This is a genomic window from Streptomyces sp. NPDC057616 (assembly GCF_042800575.1).
Lineage (GTDB): Bacteria > Actinomycetota > Actinomycetes > Streptomycetales > Streptomycetaceae > Streptomyces.
In genome coordinates this window covers 15,780-33,303 of record NZ_JBHVGU010000039.1, presented here as the reverse complement: position 1 = coordinate 33,303, position 17,524 = coordinate 15,780, and the positions used below count along the sequence as shown (strand labels likewise).

The 17,524-nt window shown below is 75.4% G+C and carries 18 protein-coding genes; 8 read left to right on the top strand and 10 right to left on the bottom strand.

The genetic code is table 11. The features are described 5' to 3' along the window. The first annotated feature begins 31 nt into the window (after nt 1-31). Nucleotides 32-385, top strand: a complete 354-nt coding sequence (locus ACFU97_RS36655; protein WP_384265110.1) for a PadR family transcriptional regulator — start codon at nt 32-34, stop codon at nt 383-385. Nucleotides 386-461: 76 nt separating this feature from the next. Here the strand turns inward: ACFU97_RS36655 and ACFU97_RS36650 are convergent, their stop codons facing one another. From ACFU97_RS36650 to ACFU97_RS36610, 9 genes are all read right to left on the bottom strand, one after another. Beyond that, nucleotides 462-1,736, bottom strand: a complete 1,275-nt coding sequence (locus ACFU97_RS36650; protein WP_384265109.1) for an APC family permease — start codon at nt 1,734-1,736, stop codon at nt 462-464. After that, nucleotides 1,702-3,132, bottom strand: a complete 1,431-nt coding sequence (locus ACFU97_RS36645; RefSeq protein WP_384265108.1) for a phosphoribosyltransferase family protein — start codon at nt 3,130-3,132, stop codon at nt 1,702-1,704. The genes ACFU97_RS36650 and ACFU97_RS36645 overlap by 35 nt, the downstream gene beginning before the upstream one ends. A gap of 157 nt (nt 3,133-3,289) precedes the next feature. Beyond that, a complete protein-coding gene (locus ACFU97_RS36640; protein ID WP_384265107.1) occupies nt 3,290-3,796 on the bottom strand; it encodes a flavodoxin domain-containing protein in 507 nt (168 codons plus the stop codon). A 5-nt stretch (nt 3,797-3,801) separates the two neighbouring features. Beyond that, complete coding sequence (locus ACFU97_RS36635) at nt 3,802-4,365, bottom strand: universal stress protein (protein ID WP_384265106.1); 564 nt, start codon at nt 4,363-4,365, stop codon at nt 3,802-3,804. Nucleotides 4,366-4,497: 132 nt separating this feature from the next. Continuing rightward, complete coding sequence (locus ACFU97_RS36630; RefSeq protein WP_384265105.1) at nt 4,498-4,839, bottom strand: CBS domain-containing protein; 342 nt, start codon at nt 4,837-4,839, stop codon at nt 4,498-4,500. A 13-nt stretch (nt 4,840-4,852) separates the two neighbouring features. Continuing rightward, complete coding sequence (locus ACFU97_RS36625; RefSeq protein ID WP_384265104.1) at nt 4,853-5,143, bottom strand: hypothetical protein; 291 nt, start codon at nt 5,141-5,143, stop codon at nt 4,853-4,855. A 134-nt stretch (nt 5,144-5,277) separates the two neighbouring features. Then, nucleotides 5,278-5,772 (bottom strand): hypothetical protein, encoded by a 495-nt coding sequence (locus ACFU97_RS36620; RefSeq protein WP_384265102.1) that lies wholly within the window; start codon nt 5,770-5,772, stop codon nt 5,278-5,280. 127 nt (nt 5,773-5,899) lie between these two features. Then, complete coding sequence (locus tag ACFU97_RS36615) at nt 5,900-8,233, bottom strand: heavy metal translocating P-type ATPase (protein WP_384265101.1); 2,334 nt, start codon at nt 8,231-8,233, stop codon at nt 5,900-5,902. Between the two features lie 25 nt (nt 8,234-8,258). After that, complete coding sequence (locus ACFU97_RS36610; RefSeq protein WP_384265099.1) at nt 8,259-9,140, bottom strand: universal stress protein; 882 nt, start codon at nt 9,138-9,140, stop codon at nt 8,259-8,261. Nucleotides 9,141-9,417: 277 nt separating this feature from the next. Here ACFU97_RS36610 and ACFU97_RS36605 point away from each other — a divergent pair, with 277 nt between their 5' ends. The 5 genes from ACFU97_RS36605 to ACFU97_RS36585 all read left to right on the top strand — a co-directional run bounded on the left by ACFU97_RS36605 (nt 9,418) and on the right by ACFU97_RS36585 (nt 14,524). Next, complete coding sequence (locus tag ACFU97_RS36605) at nt 9,418-10,191, top strand: universal stress protein (protein ID WP_384265098.1); 774 nt, start codon at nt 9,418-9,420, stop codon at nt 10,189-10,191. A 133-nt stretch (nt 10,192-10,324) separates the two neighbouring features. Next, nucleotides 10,325-13,015, top strand: a complete 2,691-nt coding sequence (locus ACFU97_RS36600; RefSeq protein WP_384265097.1) for a GNAT family N-acetyltransferase — start codon at nt 10,325-10,327, stop codon at nt 13,013-13,015. 12 nt (nt 13,016-13,027) lie between these two features. Then, on the top strand, nt 13,028-13,759 hold the full coding sequence (locus ACFU97_RS36595) for a CBS domain-containing protein (protein WP_384265095.1): 732 nt from the start codon (nt 13,028-13,030) through the stop codon (nt 13,757-13,759). A 16-nt stretch (nt 13,760-13,775) separates the two neighbouring features. Further along, a complete protein-coding gene (locus ACFU97_RS36590) occupies nt 13,776-14,285 on the top strand; it encodes a flavodoxin domain-containing protein (RefSeq protein WP_384265094.1) in 510 nt (169 codons plus the stop codon). A gap of 35 nt (nt 14,286-14,320) precedes the next feature. After that, on the top strand, nt 14,321-14,524 hold the full coding sequence (locus ACFU97_RS36585) for a hypothetical protein (protein WP_384265093.1): 204 nt from the start codon (nt 14,321-14,323) through the stop codon (nt 14,522-14,524). A gap of 100 nt (nt 14,525-14,624) precedes the next feature. Here ACFU97_RS36585 and ACFU97_RS36580 read toward each other — a convergent pair whose 3' ends face one another. Further along, nucleotides 14,625-15,623 carry a GerMN domain-containing protein gene (locus ACFU97_RS36580; RefSeq protein ID WP_384265091.1) on the bottom strand — a complete coding sequence of 333 codons (999 nt, stop codon included), beginning with the start codon at nt 15,621-15,623 and terminating at the stop codon, nt 14,625-14,627. A 291-nt stretch (nt 15,624-15,914) separates the two neighbouring features. Here ACFU97_RS36580 and ACFU97_RS36575 point away from each other — a divergent pair, with 291 nt between their 5' ends. Together ACFU97_RS36575 and ACFU97_RS36570 are read left to right on the top strand one after the other, a co-directional pair. After that, entirely contained in the window at nt 15,915-16,916 is a 1,002-nt protein-coding gene (locus ACFU97_RS36575; protein ID WP_384265090.1) for an Acg family FMN-binding oxidoreductase, read from the top strand. Beyond that, nucleotides 16,913-17,515, top strand: coding sequence for a hypothetical protein (locus tag ACFU97_RS36570; RefSeq protein ID WP_384265089.1), 603 nt, complete (start codon nt 16,913-16,915; stop codon nt 17,513-17,515). Before ACFU97_RS36575 ends, ACFU97_RS36570 begins: the two co-directional genes overlap by 4 nt. Nucleotides 17,516-17,524: the final 9 nt, after the last annotated feature.

Here is a 17,524-nt window from a genome sequence, read left to right as displayed (position 1 = left end):
CCGCCCGTGCCACCTTCGCGCCGTAGTATCGATGGCCGACACCGGATTCATGACCGCCGGTCCGGGCGCGGAGGTGGCCAGGGTGCGGGAGTTCCAGCGCGGCGCGGTGCGGCTGCACATCCTGCACCACGCGGCCGAGGGCGAGATCCACGGCGCCTGGATGACCGCTGAACTCGCCCGCCACGGTTACGACATCAGCCCCGGCACGCTGTATCCGACCCTGCACCGGCTGGAGGCCGAGGGGCTGCTGACCTCGCAGCAGCGCCTGGTGAACGGCCGTACGCGCCGGGTCTGCACCGCGACGGAGGCCGGCCGCGAGGCGCTGGCCGAGGACCGCAGGGCACTGGCGGAGCTGGCCCGTGAACTCCTCGGCGACTCCCCGTGAGCGGCTCGGAGCGTGAGCGGCTCGGAGCGTGGGCGGCTCGGAGCGTGGGCGGTGCGGAACGCTGCCGTGCGTGGGCTCAGGACGCGTCGCGCAGGGCGATGGCGCGGCGCACCGCGTAGGCCGCAACTCCCAAGAGGAGTACGGCCGTTCCCCAGGCCACCGACGAGGCGGGCAATGTGAAGGCGAGCACCAGGCAGCCGGCCAGTCCGACGACGGGGACGGCGCGCGGGGGCGGGTTCTCCTGCTCCGTCAGCGTCCACGCGGAGGCGTTGGCCACGGCGTAGTAGGCGAGCACGCCGAAGGAGGAGAAGCCGATCGCGCCGCGTACGTCCGTGGTGGCGGCGAGGACGGCCACGACCGCGCCGACCAGGAGTTCGGCGCGGTGCGGGACCTTGAACCGCGGATGCACGGCGGACAGGACATGGGGCAGATGGCGGTCCCGGGACATGGCCAGCGTGGTGCGCGAGACGCCGAGGATCAGGGCGAGCAGCGAGCCGAGCGCGGCCACGGCCGCTCCCACCCGTACGACCGGCGCCAGCCCCGGTGTCCCGGCCTGCCGCACGGCTTCGGCCAGCGGCGCGCTCTCTCCGGCCAGCCCGGCGGGCCCGAGCACGAGGAGCACGGACACCGCGACCGCCGCGTACACGACGAGGGTGATGCCCAGGGCGAGGGGGATCGCCCGCGGGATCGTGCGCGCGGGATCCCGCACCTCCTCGCCCAGGGTGGCGATGCGCGCGTACCCGGCGAAGGCGAAGAACAGCAGACCGGCGGCCTGCAGCACACCGCCGGCCGAGGCGTCCGAGCCGATGCCCAGCCGCCCGGTGCGGGCGTCGGCCGAGGTCAGACAGGCGACGACCACCGCCGCCAGCACCGCCAGCACCACCGCCACGATCGCCCGCGTCAGCCAGGCCGCCTTCTGCACGCCCAGGTAGTCGACCGCTGTCAGAGCCACGACCGCGGCCACTGCGACGGCGTGCGTGTGCTCCGGCCACACGTACGACCCCACGGTCAGCGCCATCGCGGCGCACGACGCGGTCTTGCCGACCACGAATCCCCAGCCGGCGAGATACCCCCAGAACGGGCCCAGCCGCTCACGGCCGTAGACGTACGTCCCGCCCGACCGCGGGTAGCGGGCGGCGAGCCGGGCCGAGGACGTGGCGTTGCAGTAGGCCACCACGGCCGCGATCGCCAGCCCCACCAGCAGCCCCGACCCCGCGGCCCGCGCGGCCGGCGCCAGCGCAACGAAGATGCCCGCGCCGATCATCGATCCCAGCCCGATGACCACGGCGTCGAAGACACCGAGCCGCCGCTCCAACTCAGCCGTCGTGCCGCCCTGCGACGCCTGGCCCATGCCGCACCCGTCCTCCGTCGCCGTCCGATATCGGCTGACGATATACAGCGGGGGTGAACGCGAGGTGGCCGGTGAACCAGTCGCGGGCCAGTCCCGCGACGGCGGACAGGGTGCCGGGTTCCTCGAAGAGGTGACCGGCACCGGGGACGACGGCGATGCGGTGGTCGCAGTGCATCCAGTCGGCGGCCAGCCGGTTGAGGCTCAGGACCCGTGTGTCGAGCGAGCCGACGACGAACAGGGTCGGGGCCCGCACGTGCGCCAGCGCGGCGGTCGGGGCCAGGTCCGGGCGCCCACCGCGGGAGACGACCGCGCGGATGCCGGAGTCCACCGCGGCGGCCTGCAGGGCGGCGGCCGCGCCGGTGCTGGCCCCGAAGTAGGCGACGGGCAGGCCGGTTTCACGGCGTAGCCGGTCCGCGGCGGCGCGCAGCCGCCCGGCCAGCAGCACGATGTCGAAGGTGTTGTGGCGGTCGCCTTCCTCGTCCTCGGTGAGCAGGTCCAGCAGCAGCGTGCCCAGGCCCGCCCGGTTCAGGACGTCGGCGACGTACCGGTTGCGCGGGCTGTGGCGGCTGCTGCCGCTGCCGTGCGCGAACACCACGACCCCCGGCGCCTCCCCGGGCAGGACGAGACGCGCGGCCAGCCGCACATGCCGCGTGGGGATCTCGATCTCCCGGCTCGCGGGCGGATGTTCGGCGGACGGGGACGCGGCGGGTGCCGAGGGAGGGGGCGCGGAGGTGGCGGGTGCGGGGGCATCCGGCGGTGCCGGGCGCGCGGCCCGGTGCAGCAGGGCCGTCACCAGGGCGTCGGGGACCTGGGTGAAGTCCCGGTACCAGGCGCCGACCGAGCCGAAGAAGTGCGGGGAGTGCAGACAGACGACCTCGTCGGCCGTACGGCGCAGGCGCTGCACGGTCCGCTCGGTCCCCACCGGCACGGCCAGCACCACCCGGTTCGCCCCCAGACCGCGGGCCACCCGGCAGGCGGCCTCGGCGGTGGCGCCGGTGGCCAGCCCGTCGTCCACCACCACGACGGTCCGCCCGGCCACGGGGACGGGTACACGGTCGTGGCGGTAGCGCTCCGACTGCCGTTCCACCTCGGCCCGTTGGACCCGCTCCACCTTCTGTCGCCCGTCCGGTCCGAGCCCCGCCTCCGCGATCACGTCGTCGTTGAGCACGAGGACCCCGTGCTCTCCCACGGCGCCGAAGGCCAGCTCGGGCTGCCGGGGCACGCCCAGCTTGCGCACCACGAGGACGTCCAGCGGGGCGTCGAGCTCCCGCGCCACCTCGAAGGCCACGGGCATCCCGCCCCTGGGCAGTCCCAGGACGGCGACGTCCTGGCCGCGCAGGTGTGCCAGCAGGGGCGCCAGCCGGCGTCCCGCATCCGTACGGTCCTCGAATCGCATGGTCACCGCCTCGTTCGCACTCGGCAGGGCAGAGGCCGCCCGCGTGTTCCGCCTGCACCGTCCAGCCTTCTCCGCAACGGGCCGCACCGCCATGAGGCCATCGACCCCGGATCATGGGCCGATACGGGACCGGCTCCGGAACCGAACGGCCCAGCCGTCAGCGCGCCAGGTCGCCGGCGATCGCGGCGGTCCAGGTGTCCACGGCGGCCCAGTCCCGGTAGTCGCCGAACCGGCCGCCGACCAGGCGGAACATCAGGCGCCCGGTGAACGGCAGCTGCTCCGGCGCGATGACACCCGAGAAGAGGCGGTGGTCGCGGTACGGCAGCCCGCCGGGCAGGCTCTCCACGATCACCGGCTCCTCCTTGGGCGCCAGGCGCTTCCAGGGCCCGCGCAGCGCGGCCGGCATCCCGACGCTGAAGATCCACACCGGGCGGGTGCCGAGGATGTCGGCGTTCTCCCGCAGGAAGTCCTTGGCCGGCTCCAGCCAGGTCTGCCCGTGCACCGCGCTGCCGAGGACGAAGGCGGAGTAGGCGTCGGCGTCGTCGACCGTCCGCAGGTCCCTGGCCTCCACTCTCAGCCCGGCCTTGTCCAGTCCGGCCGCCACCCGGTCGGCCATCTCGCGCGTCGAGCCGTGGGCGGTGGCGTATCCCACCAGGACGTCCATGGTCATCACCTCGTGTCGATCGCGCGGTCCCGCGCGTTCCGGTTCGTCCGCCGCCCCCGTGCGACGCCCGCCGCGTGAAGTGACCTGGCGCCCCGTCGGCGGTCGGGGGGACGCTCCGACGCTGCGGGGGCGGGCACCACGACCACGGGCACCGTGGAGTGGCGCAGGCACTCACGGCCCACCGCGCCCACGGCCCGCGGCTCCCCCTGCACGCCCGGCCCGCGGCCCACAGCGAGCAGCAGCGCCCCGCGCGCCTGCTCGAGCAGGACGTGCGCGGGCGGCCCCTCCGCGAGCACCGCGTGCGTGCCGGCGGCCGGACGGGGGCCGAAGACGGCGCGCACGGTGGCGGCGAGCACCTCGGCGGCCCGTTCGCGCTGCTCCGCCACCGTGGGGCGCGTGGAGACGGGGGCGTAGGGGGCGAACCCCGTGGCCGGCTCCCAGGCGTGCACGGCGACCAGCTCGACGTCCAGGGCGTGCGCCTGATCAACGGCCCAGCGCAGCGCGGCGCGTGAGGCCGCGGAACCGTCCACGCCCACGACGATGCCCTTGCCCTCGGCGCATCCGGACACGGCTGCCTCCCTGACAGATCTCCCCTGGAACGTCCTCGGTCCCACCGTGCCCCGCACCCGGGGGCCGTCGCGCGGGCCGAAGGGCCCCGGGCCGGTGCCCGAGGGGCCCTGTCCCGTAGCGGCGCCGCCCCGTCACGTCCGCGGCCGGGTCGACGCCGTCAGCCAGGTCAGGGCCCTGCTGACGTCGGCGAGGGTGACGATGCCGACGAGGTGCCCGGTGTCGAGGACGAGGGCCCGGCGGTCCCGGCTCGCCTCCAGACGCGGGATCAGGTCCACGACCGGCTCGTCGGGGGACGCGGTCGTGACGTCCGCGAGAGGGCGCATCACGTCGGCGACCGTGGTCGCCGAACGGGCCTGCAGCGGGACCCGGTTGACGAGCCGCACCGTGACCAGTCCGGCCGGCGTGCCGTCCGCGGCGAGCACCGGGAACGCGGAGTGGCGGTAGGCGCCGAACGGCCCCTCGGTCTCCTTCATCGCACCCCCTCGGTCAGTCGGGCGCGTCCAGGCACTGCGCGGCCAGCTCCCGCATCCGCTCTTCCTTGGCGCGCAGCCGCCTGCCCTCCGCCCGCCAGCGGCGGCGGGCCAGGGGGCGCAGGCGGTGGGGCTCACGGCGCTGCCAGTCGTGCAGCGCCATCACGGTGCACGCGTCCTCGACCACCAGCACCATCACACTGGGCAGGCGCAGCGCCGCCTCCACACCCACGGTGCGCCGGGCACACGGCAGATGCACCACGGTGGCGGGGCGTCCGGACGACCGCCGCGAGGGAACCGTGCTCATGGGGGTCACCTCCGAGACCTTCGAGACGCCCGCGCCGCTGCCGTGGGACGGGGCACACGGACATCGTGCGCAGTCCGCACCGGCACCGGGATGGGCCGACCGGTCCTTCGGGCGGCCGATCGGGCCCTGCCCGGTCAGGCCACCGCGCGGATGCCGGTGATCAGCCGCGACCCGAGGTCGGACTGGATCATCAGGTGCGTGCGGTGGGTACGGTTGCCGGCGTCCTGCCAGGTGAGCGTGACCCGGGTCCAGCAGTGCCCCATCCCGCTGTCGTTGTAGGCGACCTCCCAGGCGATCGGCGTCCCCTTGGCCCGCAGTACGCCGTCCTTGTGGTGGGCGGCCTCCCACCGCGCCAGGTCCGCGCGCAGGTTCGCGGTCAGGTAGTGGGCGCGCAGGGAGTCGGCGAGCTGGTTGCGGCCGGAGTCGTACAGGACGTCGAGGTAGGTGCCGTAGAAGTCGGCGACCCTGTCGACCGCAGAGCGCGGTGTGCCCGTGCGGTCCGGCGCGGTGGCCGTGGTGGCGGATCCGTCGTCCGTGCGCGATCCGGTCGCGGTCGCCGGTGCGGTGGCCGCGAGGGCCAGCACCACGGCACCCAGGGCGACGCGGCGCACGGTACGAGGTGTCATCATGACGTTCCCCTCCCCTGAAGCGATGCGGAAACCTCGTCAACTCCAGTACACCGCCGTGCAGTTACCTCGATCGCGGGCCGAACGGGCCGATCCGGTGGGCCGGTCGGCCACGCTGCGGGGCGGCCACTCACTGGGCGAGGGAGAAGTAGCTCTCCTCCTCCTGTGTGAAGTGCAGCCGCAGCACCGAGTGCAGGCCGTAGAGGCAGGCCCGCAGGTCGTCCAGCTGCTCCGGGGACAGGGCCCCGTCGGGGCCGGTCAGCGTCAGGTGGGTGGCCACGCGGCGGGAGAGCCGTTCGATCTCTGCATGCGCGCGGCTCATGGTGGCCGTCGCCTCGGGGCCCCCGAGGGTCGGGGCGAGCGCCGGATACAACTGGTGCTCCTCGGCGTACTCGTGGGGCAGCAGCCGCTCGGTGAGCAGCCGGTGCACCTCCCGCACCGCGTCGAGGGACCGGGGACCCGCCCCGTCCGACAACCGGTCGGCGGCGTCGCGCACGGCGTCCAGCACGTCCTGCAGGTCGTCGTGTTCCGCGGCGAACCGGCGGATGAGCGCCTCCGTGGACGGCGGCAGCACGGGCCGGCCCTGCCGGTCGTCGCGCAGCACCCGCAGGGCGTTGAGGATCACGGCCACGTCGATGCCCTCCTGCAGCAGCGCGCCGGCGGCCGGCGGCAGCAGGCCGAAGGCGGCCGCGGCCATGGCGGCCAGCGACAGCGCCATGCCGCCGAGCGCGCTCTGCACGGCGATGCGCCGCGCCCGTACGGCGATGGCCCCGGCGTCGGCCAGCCGGTCCACCCGGTCGGTGGTCAGCACGATGTCGGCCGCCTCCGAGGAGGCCGTGGAACCCCGGGCGCCCATCGCCACGCCGATGTCCGCGGCGGCGAGCGCGGGAGCGTCGTTCACGCCGTCGCCCACCATCACGGTGACCGCGCGCTCGCGCTCCGCGCGGACCGCGGCGACCTTGCCGGCCGGGGTGAGCCCGGCCCGCACGTCGTCGAGGCCGAGGACGGCGCCGACCTCGCGCGCGGGGGCGGCTCGGTCGCCGGTGAGCATCACCAGCCGCCGGATGCCGGAGGCGCGCAGCCGGCGCAGGGTGCGCGGCGCGTCCGGACGCAGCGGATCGCGCAGCAGCACCGCCCCGACCGGGTCGCCGTCCACCGACAGCCAGGCCACCGCCGCTCCGTCCAGCAGCGCCCGGTTCTCCACCGACCGTGCCCAGTCCGGCAGCCGGGCGTCCTCGTCGCGCCGGCCGATCGCCGTCCGGCGACCCGCCACGACGCCGGACGCACCCCGGCCGGGCTCCTCCGACACCTCGGCCGGCACGGAGAGCCGAAGCCCGCGCTCGCGCGCCGCGTCGACCACGGCCTGCGCCAGGACGTGCGGGGAGTACTGGTCGAGCGAGGCCGCCAGCCGCAGCACCTGGGCGGGCTTCCATCCCGGTGCCGCGACCACGTCCAGGACGCGGGGCCGGCCACCGGTGAGCGTGCCCGTCTTGTCCAGCAGCAGGGTCCTGGCCCGGCCCAGGTTCTCCAGCGCCCCGCCGTCGCGGACCACCACCCCGAGCCGCGAGGCCCGGGACAGACCGGAGACGACCGCCACCGGCGCCGCCAGCAGCAGCGGACACGGCGTCGCCACCACCAGCACGGCCACCGCCCGCACGGCGGAGCCGCTGAGCAGCCAGGCCACGGCGGCGACCGCCAGGGACAGCGGCAGGAACCAGGCCGCGTACCGGTCGGCCAGCCGCACCACCGGGGCCGACTCCGCGCCCGCCTGCCGGGCCAGCCGAACGATCCCCGCGTAGGTGCTGTCCTCCTCGGTCGCGGTGGCGCGCAGCTCGAAGGCGTCGCCGCCGTTGACCACCCCGCTGCGCACCGGCTCGCCCCGCGCCCGCCGCACGGTGAGCGGCTCGCCGGTCAGCGCCGACTCGTCCAGCACGGCGGGCACGTCGGCCACCCGCCCGTCCACGGGCACCACTTCACCGGGACCGACGACGAGCAGATCGCCGACGGCGACCTCGGACGAGGGCACCTGGCTCACACCGCTCGCGGTACGGACCCGCGCGGTGCGCGGCGCGCGTTCCAGCAGGGCCCGCAGATCGTGCGAGGCCCGCCGCTGCGCCGCCGCCTCCAGGGTGCGGCCGGAGGCGAGCATGAGCGCGATCAGCGCTCCGGCGAGGTACTCGTGCACGGCCAGGGTGCCGCCGAGGGCGAGGACGGCGATCAGGTCGACGCCGGCGCGGCCGTGCCGGAGGGTGTCGAGCACCCAGCCGACCGCCGGGACGACGGCGGCGGCCGTGCCCAGGCCCCAGCACAACTCCGCGAGGCCGGGAGCGCCGGCGAGCCGGCAGACGCCGCCGGCCAGGAGCGCGGACGTGGTCACGATCAGCAGCACGGACTCGGGCGTCGGCGGCACGAACAGGGCCGTGAACAGCCGGCGCAGCTGCTTCCTCGCGGTGACGGTGGCCATGACGGGCTCGCTCGGCCGGTGCGGCTCAGTCGTGGGGGACGACGGCCACGGGGCACGGCGCATGGTGCAGGGCGGCGTGCGCGACGGGACCGAGCTTCCACGTGAGCGGCGAGGGGTGACGCCGGCGGCCCAGGACGGTGAGCATGCCGTGCGCGGAGGCGGCGAGCAGCACCTGCGCCGCCGGGCCGCGGGCCACATGGTCCACGACGTCGATGTCGGGGAACTTCTGCCGCCACGGCGCGAGCGCGGCGGCCAGCCGGCCGTGTTCGTCCGTCTCGTAGCCCCCGTCGGCGCGGCCGACGGGCGGATGCGTCACCAGGGACGACACCGGCAGTGCCCGCACCGCGCGCACCCGCGCCCCGCGCAGTTCGGCGGCGGTGAAGGCGAACTCAAGCAGCGGGTCGGAGACCGGCCCGGCCTCCCGGACGCCGACGACGATCTCCTGCCGGTCGTCCGCGGCCGGGCGCCCCCAGCCGGTCTCCACGGCGGGATGGTCGGCCCGTACGGTCACGGTGGGACAGCGGGCCAGGCCCAGGACCTGCAGGCTGATGGAACCCAGCATGAAGCCGGCCACCGGGCCGTGCCCGCGGGAGCCGAGCACCAGCAGCGACGCGGTGCCGCTCGCGTCCAGCAGCGCCTGCGCCGCGGAGACCGGGACCAGCTCCGTGACCAGCTCCAGGTCCGGGTGCCGGTCCAGCAGTTCGGACTGCGTCCGCTGCAGGATCTGACCTCCGTGACGCGCCTTGGCGAGGGCCTTGCGGTCGGCGGGCACGTCGTAGGGCTGGGCGGTCCAGGAGTGCAGCAGCAGAAGGGGCAGATGCCGGTCCACGGCCTCGCGCGCCGCCCACCACGCGGCCGTCGCGCTCGCGGGTGCGCCGTCGAGTCCGACGACGACGGGTCCGGTCATGGCACACCTCCGTTCTCCGCGCGGCGCACACCGCGCAAGGTGCCTCCCATCTCCAGGCTGGCCGCGGCGCGAGCACCCCGGCAGGGCCGGACGGTGCGCCATTGGGCCCGTACGGCCCACTGCGGCCGGAAAACCGCGGCCCGAGGCTGAGGTGCGTCAGGAGAGGCGGGGGCCGTCCCACCGGCAACGGCGGGCACGGTCCCTGCCGCACGATGCCGCCGCGGCCGGACCTCGTACACGAGCCGGCCCCGAGCGGGCCGACGGCGGGAGGGCTGTCATGAACGGGCCGGTTGTGGTGGGGGTCGACGGATCGGCGTCGAGCCTGGCGGCGGTGGAGGCCGCGGCACTGGAGGCCGAACGGCGCGGTACGGAACTGCACTTGGCGCACGCACTGGCCTGGCCGATGGCGCCCGTGCAGCCCGGTGTGCCGCCCTGGGACCCGGACGGCGGCGGACTGCGCGAGAGCCTGAACGTCCGGCTCGGCGAGGCCGAGCGGCGCGCCCGCAAGGCCGCACCGCACGTGACGATCACCAGTGACGTCCTGCTGGGCGACGCGGCGCACGTGCTGGAGGCGGAGTCGCGCACCGCGTCGCTGACCGTGGTGGGCGACCGGCAGGCGGCCGGACTCACCGGCCGGCTGTCCGCCCACGGACGCGCCCCGCTGCTGGTGGTGCGCGGCCGGACCGAGCGGCAGGGCCCCGTGGTGCTCGCGGACGCCACCTCGGCGAACGCCGCCGAATTCGCCTTCGCGGAGGCCGCGGAGCGCGGCGCGGAACTGCTGGTGCTGCGGACGCGGGCCGACGCCCTGCGCCGGCCGCTGACCCGGCTGCGGAAGAGGTACCCCGGTGTCACCGTCCAGGACAGGCGCACCCGGCGCCGCAGCGGACACGCGCTCGTCCGGGCGAGCGACGGCGCCCAGCTGGTCGTGATCGCCTCCCGCCACCGGGCGCTGGAGATGGCGCCGGGCTCGCCCGGCCGGACCCTCGTGGGCCGCGCCCACTGCCCGGTCGCCGTCGTGCCCGCCCGGACCGGCCGGACCGTTCGGCCGTGACCGGCAGGACCGCGGCGTGCGCCCGCGCCGACCGAGGGCCGTCCGGCCCCCATGTCACCGCCGGTCAGCCCATGGGTCCCCGCACCGTTCCGCCGGACGCTCGAAGTGAACAGACTCCTGGAGGAGGTCCGCGATGACGGACGACAAGCCCAGTGGACCGCCGGTCCATGCCCTGCTCGCGGACGGCACCACCGTGTCCATCCGTCCCGTCGTGCCCGGCGACCACGGCCAACTGCAGGGACTGTACGAGGAGATGTCCCCGGAGAACCTGCGGCTGAGGTTCTTCGGCGTGAGCCGGCGCTCGGCCGAGATGGCCGCCGACCGCGCCTGCGCCGCCCCGCGACCCGGATACCGGGCGCTGCTGGCCGAACGCTCGGGCCAGGTGCTCGGTCTCGCCGAGTACGACACCGGCGGCTCGGGAACCGAGGCCGACATGTCCATCGCGGTCGCCGAGGGACTGCACCACCGCGGTGTCGGCACCCTGCTCGTCGAGCACCTCGTCTCCACCGCGCGCGCGGAGGGCGTCACCGCCTTCACCGCCGACGCGCTGAGCGAGAACCGCGAGGTGCTCCGGCTCTTCGCCGACCTCGGACTGCGCACCGCCCGCCGCTTCGAGGGCCCCGAGGTGCGCTGCACCATCGAGCTCACGCAGAGCGACACCTACCTCTCTGCGGTGGAGGAGCGCGGCCGGGCCGCCGACGTGGCCAGCCTCGAACCGCTGCTGCGGCCGAAGACCGTCGCCGTCGTCGGCGCCGGACGCAAACCGGGCTCGGTGGGCCGGGCGATCCTGCACCACCTGAAGGCCGGCGGCTACACCCGGCGCGTGTTCGCCGTGAACCCCGCCGCCACCTCCATCCTCGGCGTGCCCTCCCACCCCTCGGTCAGCGCCCTGCCCAGGACGCCCGACCTCGCCGTCGTCGCCGTACCGGCGGCGGGCGTGGCCCCGGTGGCCGAGGAGTGCGGCAAGGCCGGCGTGCGCGCCCTGCTCGTGGTCACCGCCGGACTCGACGCCGACCAGGCGCAGGCGCTGATGGCCGCCTGCCGCACGTACGGCATGCGCATGGTCGGGCCGAACTGCCTGGGCGTGTCCAACACCGACTCCCAGCTGCGGCTGGACGCCACCTTCGCCGCCGGCCACCCGCGCCCCGGCACGGCCGGTGTCGCGGTGCAGTCCGGCGGCGTCGGCATCGCCCTGCTGGACGGGCTCTCCCGGCTCGGCATCGGCGTGTCCACCTTCGCGTCGCTGGGCGACAAGTACGACGTCAGCGGCAACGACATGCTCCAGTGGTGGGAGAGCGACCACCGCACCGACCTGGCCCTGCTGCACCTGGAGTCGTTCGGCAACCCGCGCGCCTTCTCCCGTACCGCCCGCCGCGTGGCGCGCCGCATGCCGGTGCTGACCGTCGACGCCGGACGCACCGACGCGGGCCGGCGCGCCGCCGCCTCGCACACCGCTGCCGCCGCCACCCGCACCATGACGCGCGGCGCCCTGTTCACGCAGGCGGGCGTCACCGCCACCCGCTCGGTCGGTGAGCTCCTGGAGACCGCGGCCCTGTTGCACTCCCAGCCGCTGCCCGCGGGCGGGCGCGTCGCGATCGTCACCAACGCCGGGGGAGCGGGCGTGCTCGCGGCGGACGCCTGCGCCGAGGCCGGGCTGACGCTGCCGCCGCCCACGCCGCAGCTCGTCGACGCCGTACTCGCCGTGCTGCCCGAGGGGGCCGCCGTCGGCAACCCCGTCGACGCGAGCGCCGCCGTCACGGAGGAGCAACTCGCGAACTGCGTCGACCTGATCATGCACAACAGCGGAATCGACGCCGTACTCGTGGCCCTCGTCCCCACGGCGGTGGCCGCGGCCACCGGCGACGACCTCGTCCGGGCGCTCACCCGCGCCCCCGCGCGGCGGACCAAGCCCGTCGCCGTGATCCGGCTCGAGCAGGCCCTGCCGGTCGAACTGCTGCAGGCCGGCGGCGGCACCGTCCCGTCCTACGCCGAACCCCACGCCGCGGCACGGGCCCTGGCCCACGCGGTCCGGCGCGCCGACTGGCTGGCCCGGCCCGCCGGGACCGTCCCCGCGCTGGACGGCGCCGAGACGACACGCGCCCACGCCGTCGTCGAGACCTACCTCGACGCGCACCCGGACGGCGGCTGGCTCGACCCGCGCACCTGCGCCGCGCTCCTCGGCTGCTACGGCATCCGGCAGTCGGCGTGGGCGTGGGCCGAGACGGAGGACGACGCCGCCCTCGCCGCCGACCGGCTGCGCGGCGCCGACGGCCGCGTGGTGATGAAGGGGTACTGGCCCGGGCTGCTGCACAAGACCGTCGAGCACGCCGTCCACCTCGATCTGCGCGGCGAGTCCCAAGTGCGGGCCGCCTACCGGGACCTGGAGACGCGCTTCGCCGGCCTGCTGACCGGAGTGGTGCTTCAGCCGCTCGCCGACCGCGGCACCGAGCTGTTCGCCGGCGTGGTCCAGGACGAGGTCTTCGGCCCGCTGGTGCTGTTCGGACTCGGCGGCACCGCGACCGAGGTGCTCGCCGACCACGCGGCCCGGCTCGCCCCGCTCACCGACCACGACGTGCACGACCTGATCACCTCCCCGCGCTGCGCCCCGCTGCTCTTCGGCGCGGACGGCACGCGCCCCGTCGACCTCGAGGAACTCGAACGGCTGCTGCTGCGGCTGTCGCGGATGGCGAGCGACCTGCCGCAGCTGGCCGAGGCCGACTTCAACCCCGTTCTCGCGGCCCCGGGCGGCGTCACCGTGCTGGACGCACGGGTACGCCTGGTGCCGCGCAGGTCCCACGACCCGTATCTGCGCCGACTCCGCTGAGGAGGGACAGTCATGAAGCACAACAAGGTCGGCTCCGTGATGACCACGGAGGTCGTCCGCGCCGAGTACGGCACCCCGTTCAAGGAGGTGGCGCGCCGGCTCGGCGAGCACCGCATCAGCGGACTGCCGGTGGTCGACGAGGACGACAAGGTCATCGGAGTGATCTCCGAGACCGACCTGATGGCCCGCCAGGCGGACACCCCCGATCCCTTCGAGACGAAGAAGCGGTCGCGGCTGGCCGGTCTGACCCGGGGCGCCAGGAGGCACGCCGCGAAGTCCCGGGCGAGCACCGCCGGGCAGCTGATGACCGCACCGCCCGTCACGGTCTACGCCGACGACACCATCGTCGAGGCCGCCCGGACGATGGCCCAGCACCGCGTCGAGCGGCTGCCGGTGCTGGACGAGGCGGACCGGCTCGTGGGCATCGTCACCCGCCGCGACCTGCTGACCGTCTTCCTGCGGCCCGACGCGAAGATCCGCACCGAGGTGATCGAAGAGGTGCTGGTGCGCGCGCTGTGGCTGCCGCCGCGCAGCATCGACGTCACCGTGACCGAAGGCGTGGTCACGCTGGCCGGTCACATGGAGCGCAAGAGCGAGAAGGAGATCGCCCTGTTCATGACCCGGCAGATCGACGGCGTCGTCGCCGTGGTCGACAGGCTCACCTTCCGGCTGGACGACGCGAAGATCCAGCCCCAGCAGCAGGCCGTGCACGGCGTGGCCGACGACTGGCTGCGCCGGTTGTGAGAGGAGGCGGACCGCCATGCCTGCCGAAGTTCTGGTCGCCTACGGGACGACGAACGGATCCACCGCGCAGATCGCCGAGGCCGTGGCCGAGGTCATGTCCAAGGCGGGGCTCGCCGCCGAGGCGCTGCCGGCCGCCTCGGCCGGTGACGTGACGCGCTACGACGCCGTCGTGGTCGGCGGCGGGCTGTACGCCGGACGCTGGCACAAGGACGCCCGCCGGTTCGTGCGCCGCAACCGCCGCGCGCTCGCCGACCGGCCCGTGTGGTTCTTCAGCAGCGGGCCGCTGGACCCCTCGGCGTCCGAGAAGGACATCCCGCCCGTGCCCGGCGTGCGGCGTGCCATGAACCGGGTCGACGCCCGGGGACACGTCACCTTCGGCGGCTGCCTCCAGGAGGGCGCCAAGGGACGTCTGGCCCGGATGATCGTGCGCAACGGAAAGGGCGGCGACTACCGCGACTTCCCCGCCATCGAGGCGTGGGCCGCGGGGGTGGCCGGCGAACTGGTCGAGGAGCGGGAGAACCGCTGACCCGCTCGGCACAACTCCCCGGAGGGAGGCGCATCATGAGTTTCCGTGAGATCCCCACGATGACGGCGGAGGCGGTGCTGTACCTGATCGCCACCATCCTGGCCGTCTTCTGCCTGGGACTGGTCGCCTCGGTGATCGGTCTGCCGCTGGTGCCGCTGCTGATCCCGGTCGTCGTCGCGCTGGTCCTGCTGGCCCGGCGGCTGGGCCGCGGCCACCATCCTCCCACCGCCAAGGCGTAGCCCGCCGAGGCGTGCGGTGCCTGAAGAAAGCCCGGACCACCAAGCAGTTGTCGACCCCGGCGCGACGATCGCGCCGGGGTCCTCGTGTCGTGGGCCGGTGTCAGCGGTTCACGGTCAGCGGCACGGTGTCGACGGTCACGGGCCGGCCGTCCGCCGGCGACACGAAGTACGCCGTCAGCAGGCCCGGTCCGGTGCGGGCGGCCTTGTAGGGGAAGGTCACGTCGAAGGTGCCACGGGTGCCCGTGCCCGACGTCGCCCTGACCAGGACGTCGGCGGCGGTGTGCCCGGTGGTGTCGGTGACCTTCAGCCGGAACTCGGCCTCGAAGGTGTCGGCGCTGCCCCAGACCCGCACCGGGGTGCGGACGGCATCGCCGATCAGCGGGGACTCGACCAGGACGGCGGGGGAGACGCTCTCGAAGTCGGCCCGGCCGACGGGGCCGTTGAGCACGATGCCCTCGCCCCCGAAGTGGTGCGCGGGCTTGCCGTCGACCTCGAAGGCGACCTTGTGCACGGACGGGAAGCGGGTCACGGTGAACACGACCTGGGCCAGCCGTTCGCGCATCGACAGGCTGCCGCCTCCGTCGTCGTACCGGCCGGAGAGGTCGACGGTGGCCACGTGGTCGCGGATCACGAGTGAGCGCAGCCGTGTCCCGGACGGCACGGCGGTGGTGCGGCCGTGGCGGGCCTCGTAGCCGTCGGGCCCGGCGAGCAGGGCCCGTACGGCCGCGGTGGCGGTCGCGGGTGCGGTCACGGCGCGCGGGGCGGGCGAGACGTTCTCGCCGTGCAGGAAGTAGACGGCCGTGCGGACGGTCTTCGCCGCGGTGCCGCCCGTGCCGCCGGTCCCACTCGTGCCGGGCGTGGTCGCGGACGGTGTCGACGGGGCGGACGTGGTGGGCGCCGGGGCGCCCGACGTGCCGCCCGAGGTCCCTGAGCCGGCGGACGAGCCGGACGGACGGCTGCCGTCCGCCGGGCCGCCGGGTGCCGCGGTCTGTGTGCCGCAGGCGGTGAGGGCGAGGGCCGGGAGCGTCAGCGCCGTGGTGAGCAGGGCGGCGCGGCGGTGCCGGCGGGAGCGAGCGACGGACCATGGCTGGCTGGACATGGCAACCTCCTCCGACACTTCCAGCGAACCGCGTGCCGGCCGCCGCCAGAAGTGCCGCACGGCCTGTGCCGCAGGGCCGAACGGCCGCGCCGATCACCGTCGTTCGGCGCGCGGGCCCGTGGCCGTCCGCCCGGTGTTCGCCCGCCGGGTGATCAAGGTGCGGCGGCGGAGCCGCGCCCCGGGGCCAGCAGGGTCCCTGAGTCCGGGCAGGCGGGACCGGACGGCCCATGTGCCAGGACGCGGCGCACGGCGACGCTGGAGGTGGATGTCCAGCGAAAGGCGGGATGCATCATGTCGGTGATCCACGACAAGCCGGGCCGCGCCGCCCTCCACCTGGCCCGTGCCGCCTCGCTCGCGCCCTCGCCGCACAACTGCCAGCCCTGGTTCTTCGTCGAGGAGGGCGACGACCGCGGCTTCGAGGTGCACCTGGACGACGGCCGGCGGATGGTGCTGACCGACCCGTACGGCAGGGAGGCCGTCATCGCCTGCGGGGCGGCCCTGTTCAACGTGCGGATCGCCGTACGCCACCTCGGCTTCCGGCCCGTGGTCGACCTCCTGCCGGACCCCGGGGACTCCCACCACCTGGCCCGCGTCGGCTACGCGGCCCACGCCCCGAGCACCCCGGACGAGGCGCTGCTGGTCCGCGGGATGAACAGCCGGTACACCCACCGGGGGCGGTTCGGCGCCGCGCCGGTCCCGGACGAGCTCCTGGCCGACCTGCACGAGCAGGCCCGGGTCGAGGGGGCCACCCTCCAGATCGTCGACGACCCGGAGCAGCTGGCACTCCTCGCCGGGCTGGTGCGCACCGCGGAGGACACGCACCGCGCGGACCTGGGGCACGCCACCGAACTGGCACGCTGCGTCGGCCCGTACGGGATGCCCGTCGAGGCCTGCCGCCACCACCCGGACACCACCCTGCTGGCCGGCCGCGAGTACCTGCCCCGCGCCGGCCGGCGCCGCGTCTCCGCCCGTAGCCGCACCGCGGGCACCGGCACCGTCGTGATCCTGTCCACCCCCCACGACCGCCGTACGGACTGGCTGCGCTCGGGGCAGGCCCTGCAGCGCATGCTGCTGCATGCGGCGGCCCACGACGTCATGGCCGCCTTCCACACGCAGCCCCTCGAACTGCCCGCCCTGCGCGCCCGGCTGCGGACGGACGTCACGGCCGGCCGCTACCCGCAGATCGTCCTGCGGCTGGGACAGGTGCCGCAGCGGCCGGCGTGGTGCACACCGCGGCGCCCGCCCGTGCAGGTGCTCGCCCGCGACGACGCCCCGGCACGGTGGTCACCATGACGCGGGCCGGCCGGCGTCGGCAGGGCCGGGTGCGGTGGTGGCGGCTGCGCCGCAACCCCCTCAGGCGCCGCAGCTACCTCGTCGAGGCGTGGTTGTTGTTCGCCACCGGGCTGCTCGCGCTGGCCGGGGCGGTCACCGCGGGCGTCGTGACCGCCCATGCCGTCCAGCGCGACCTCGACGGGATGAGGGCCGAGCGGCACAAGGTGCCGGCGGTGGTCACCCGGAGCGTGAAGCCGTCCCCCGGCGTCGACGGCATGGACGGCACGACCGGCGGCCAGGTGTGGGCGCACGTCCGCTACCGGGCGGCGGACGGTACGCCCCGGACGGGCATCGCCCGGGTCGACTCGGCCAGGAGCCGCAGCGGAGACACGACGGCGGTGTGGCTGGACCGGCAGGGCGACCTCGTGCGCGAGCCCACCACGGCCGACGAGGCGGAGTTCCAGGGAGCCGTGATGGGCGCGGTGGCCGCGGTGAGCGCGGGTACGGCGGTGATCCTGGCCAGCTGCTTCACGCGCGTGCGCATGGACCGGCGGCGGCAGGACCAGTGGGACACGGAGTGGGCCCTGATCGACCCGAGGTGGGGCCGCAGGACCGGCTGACGGAAACCG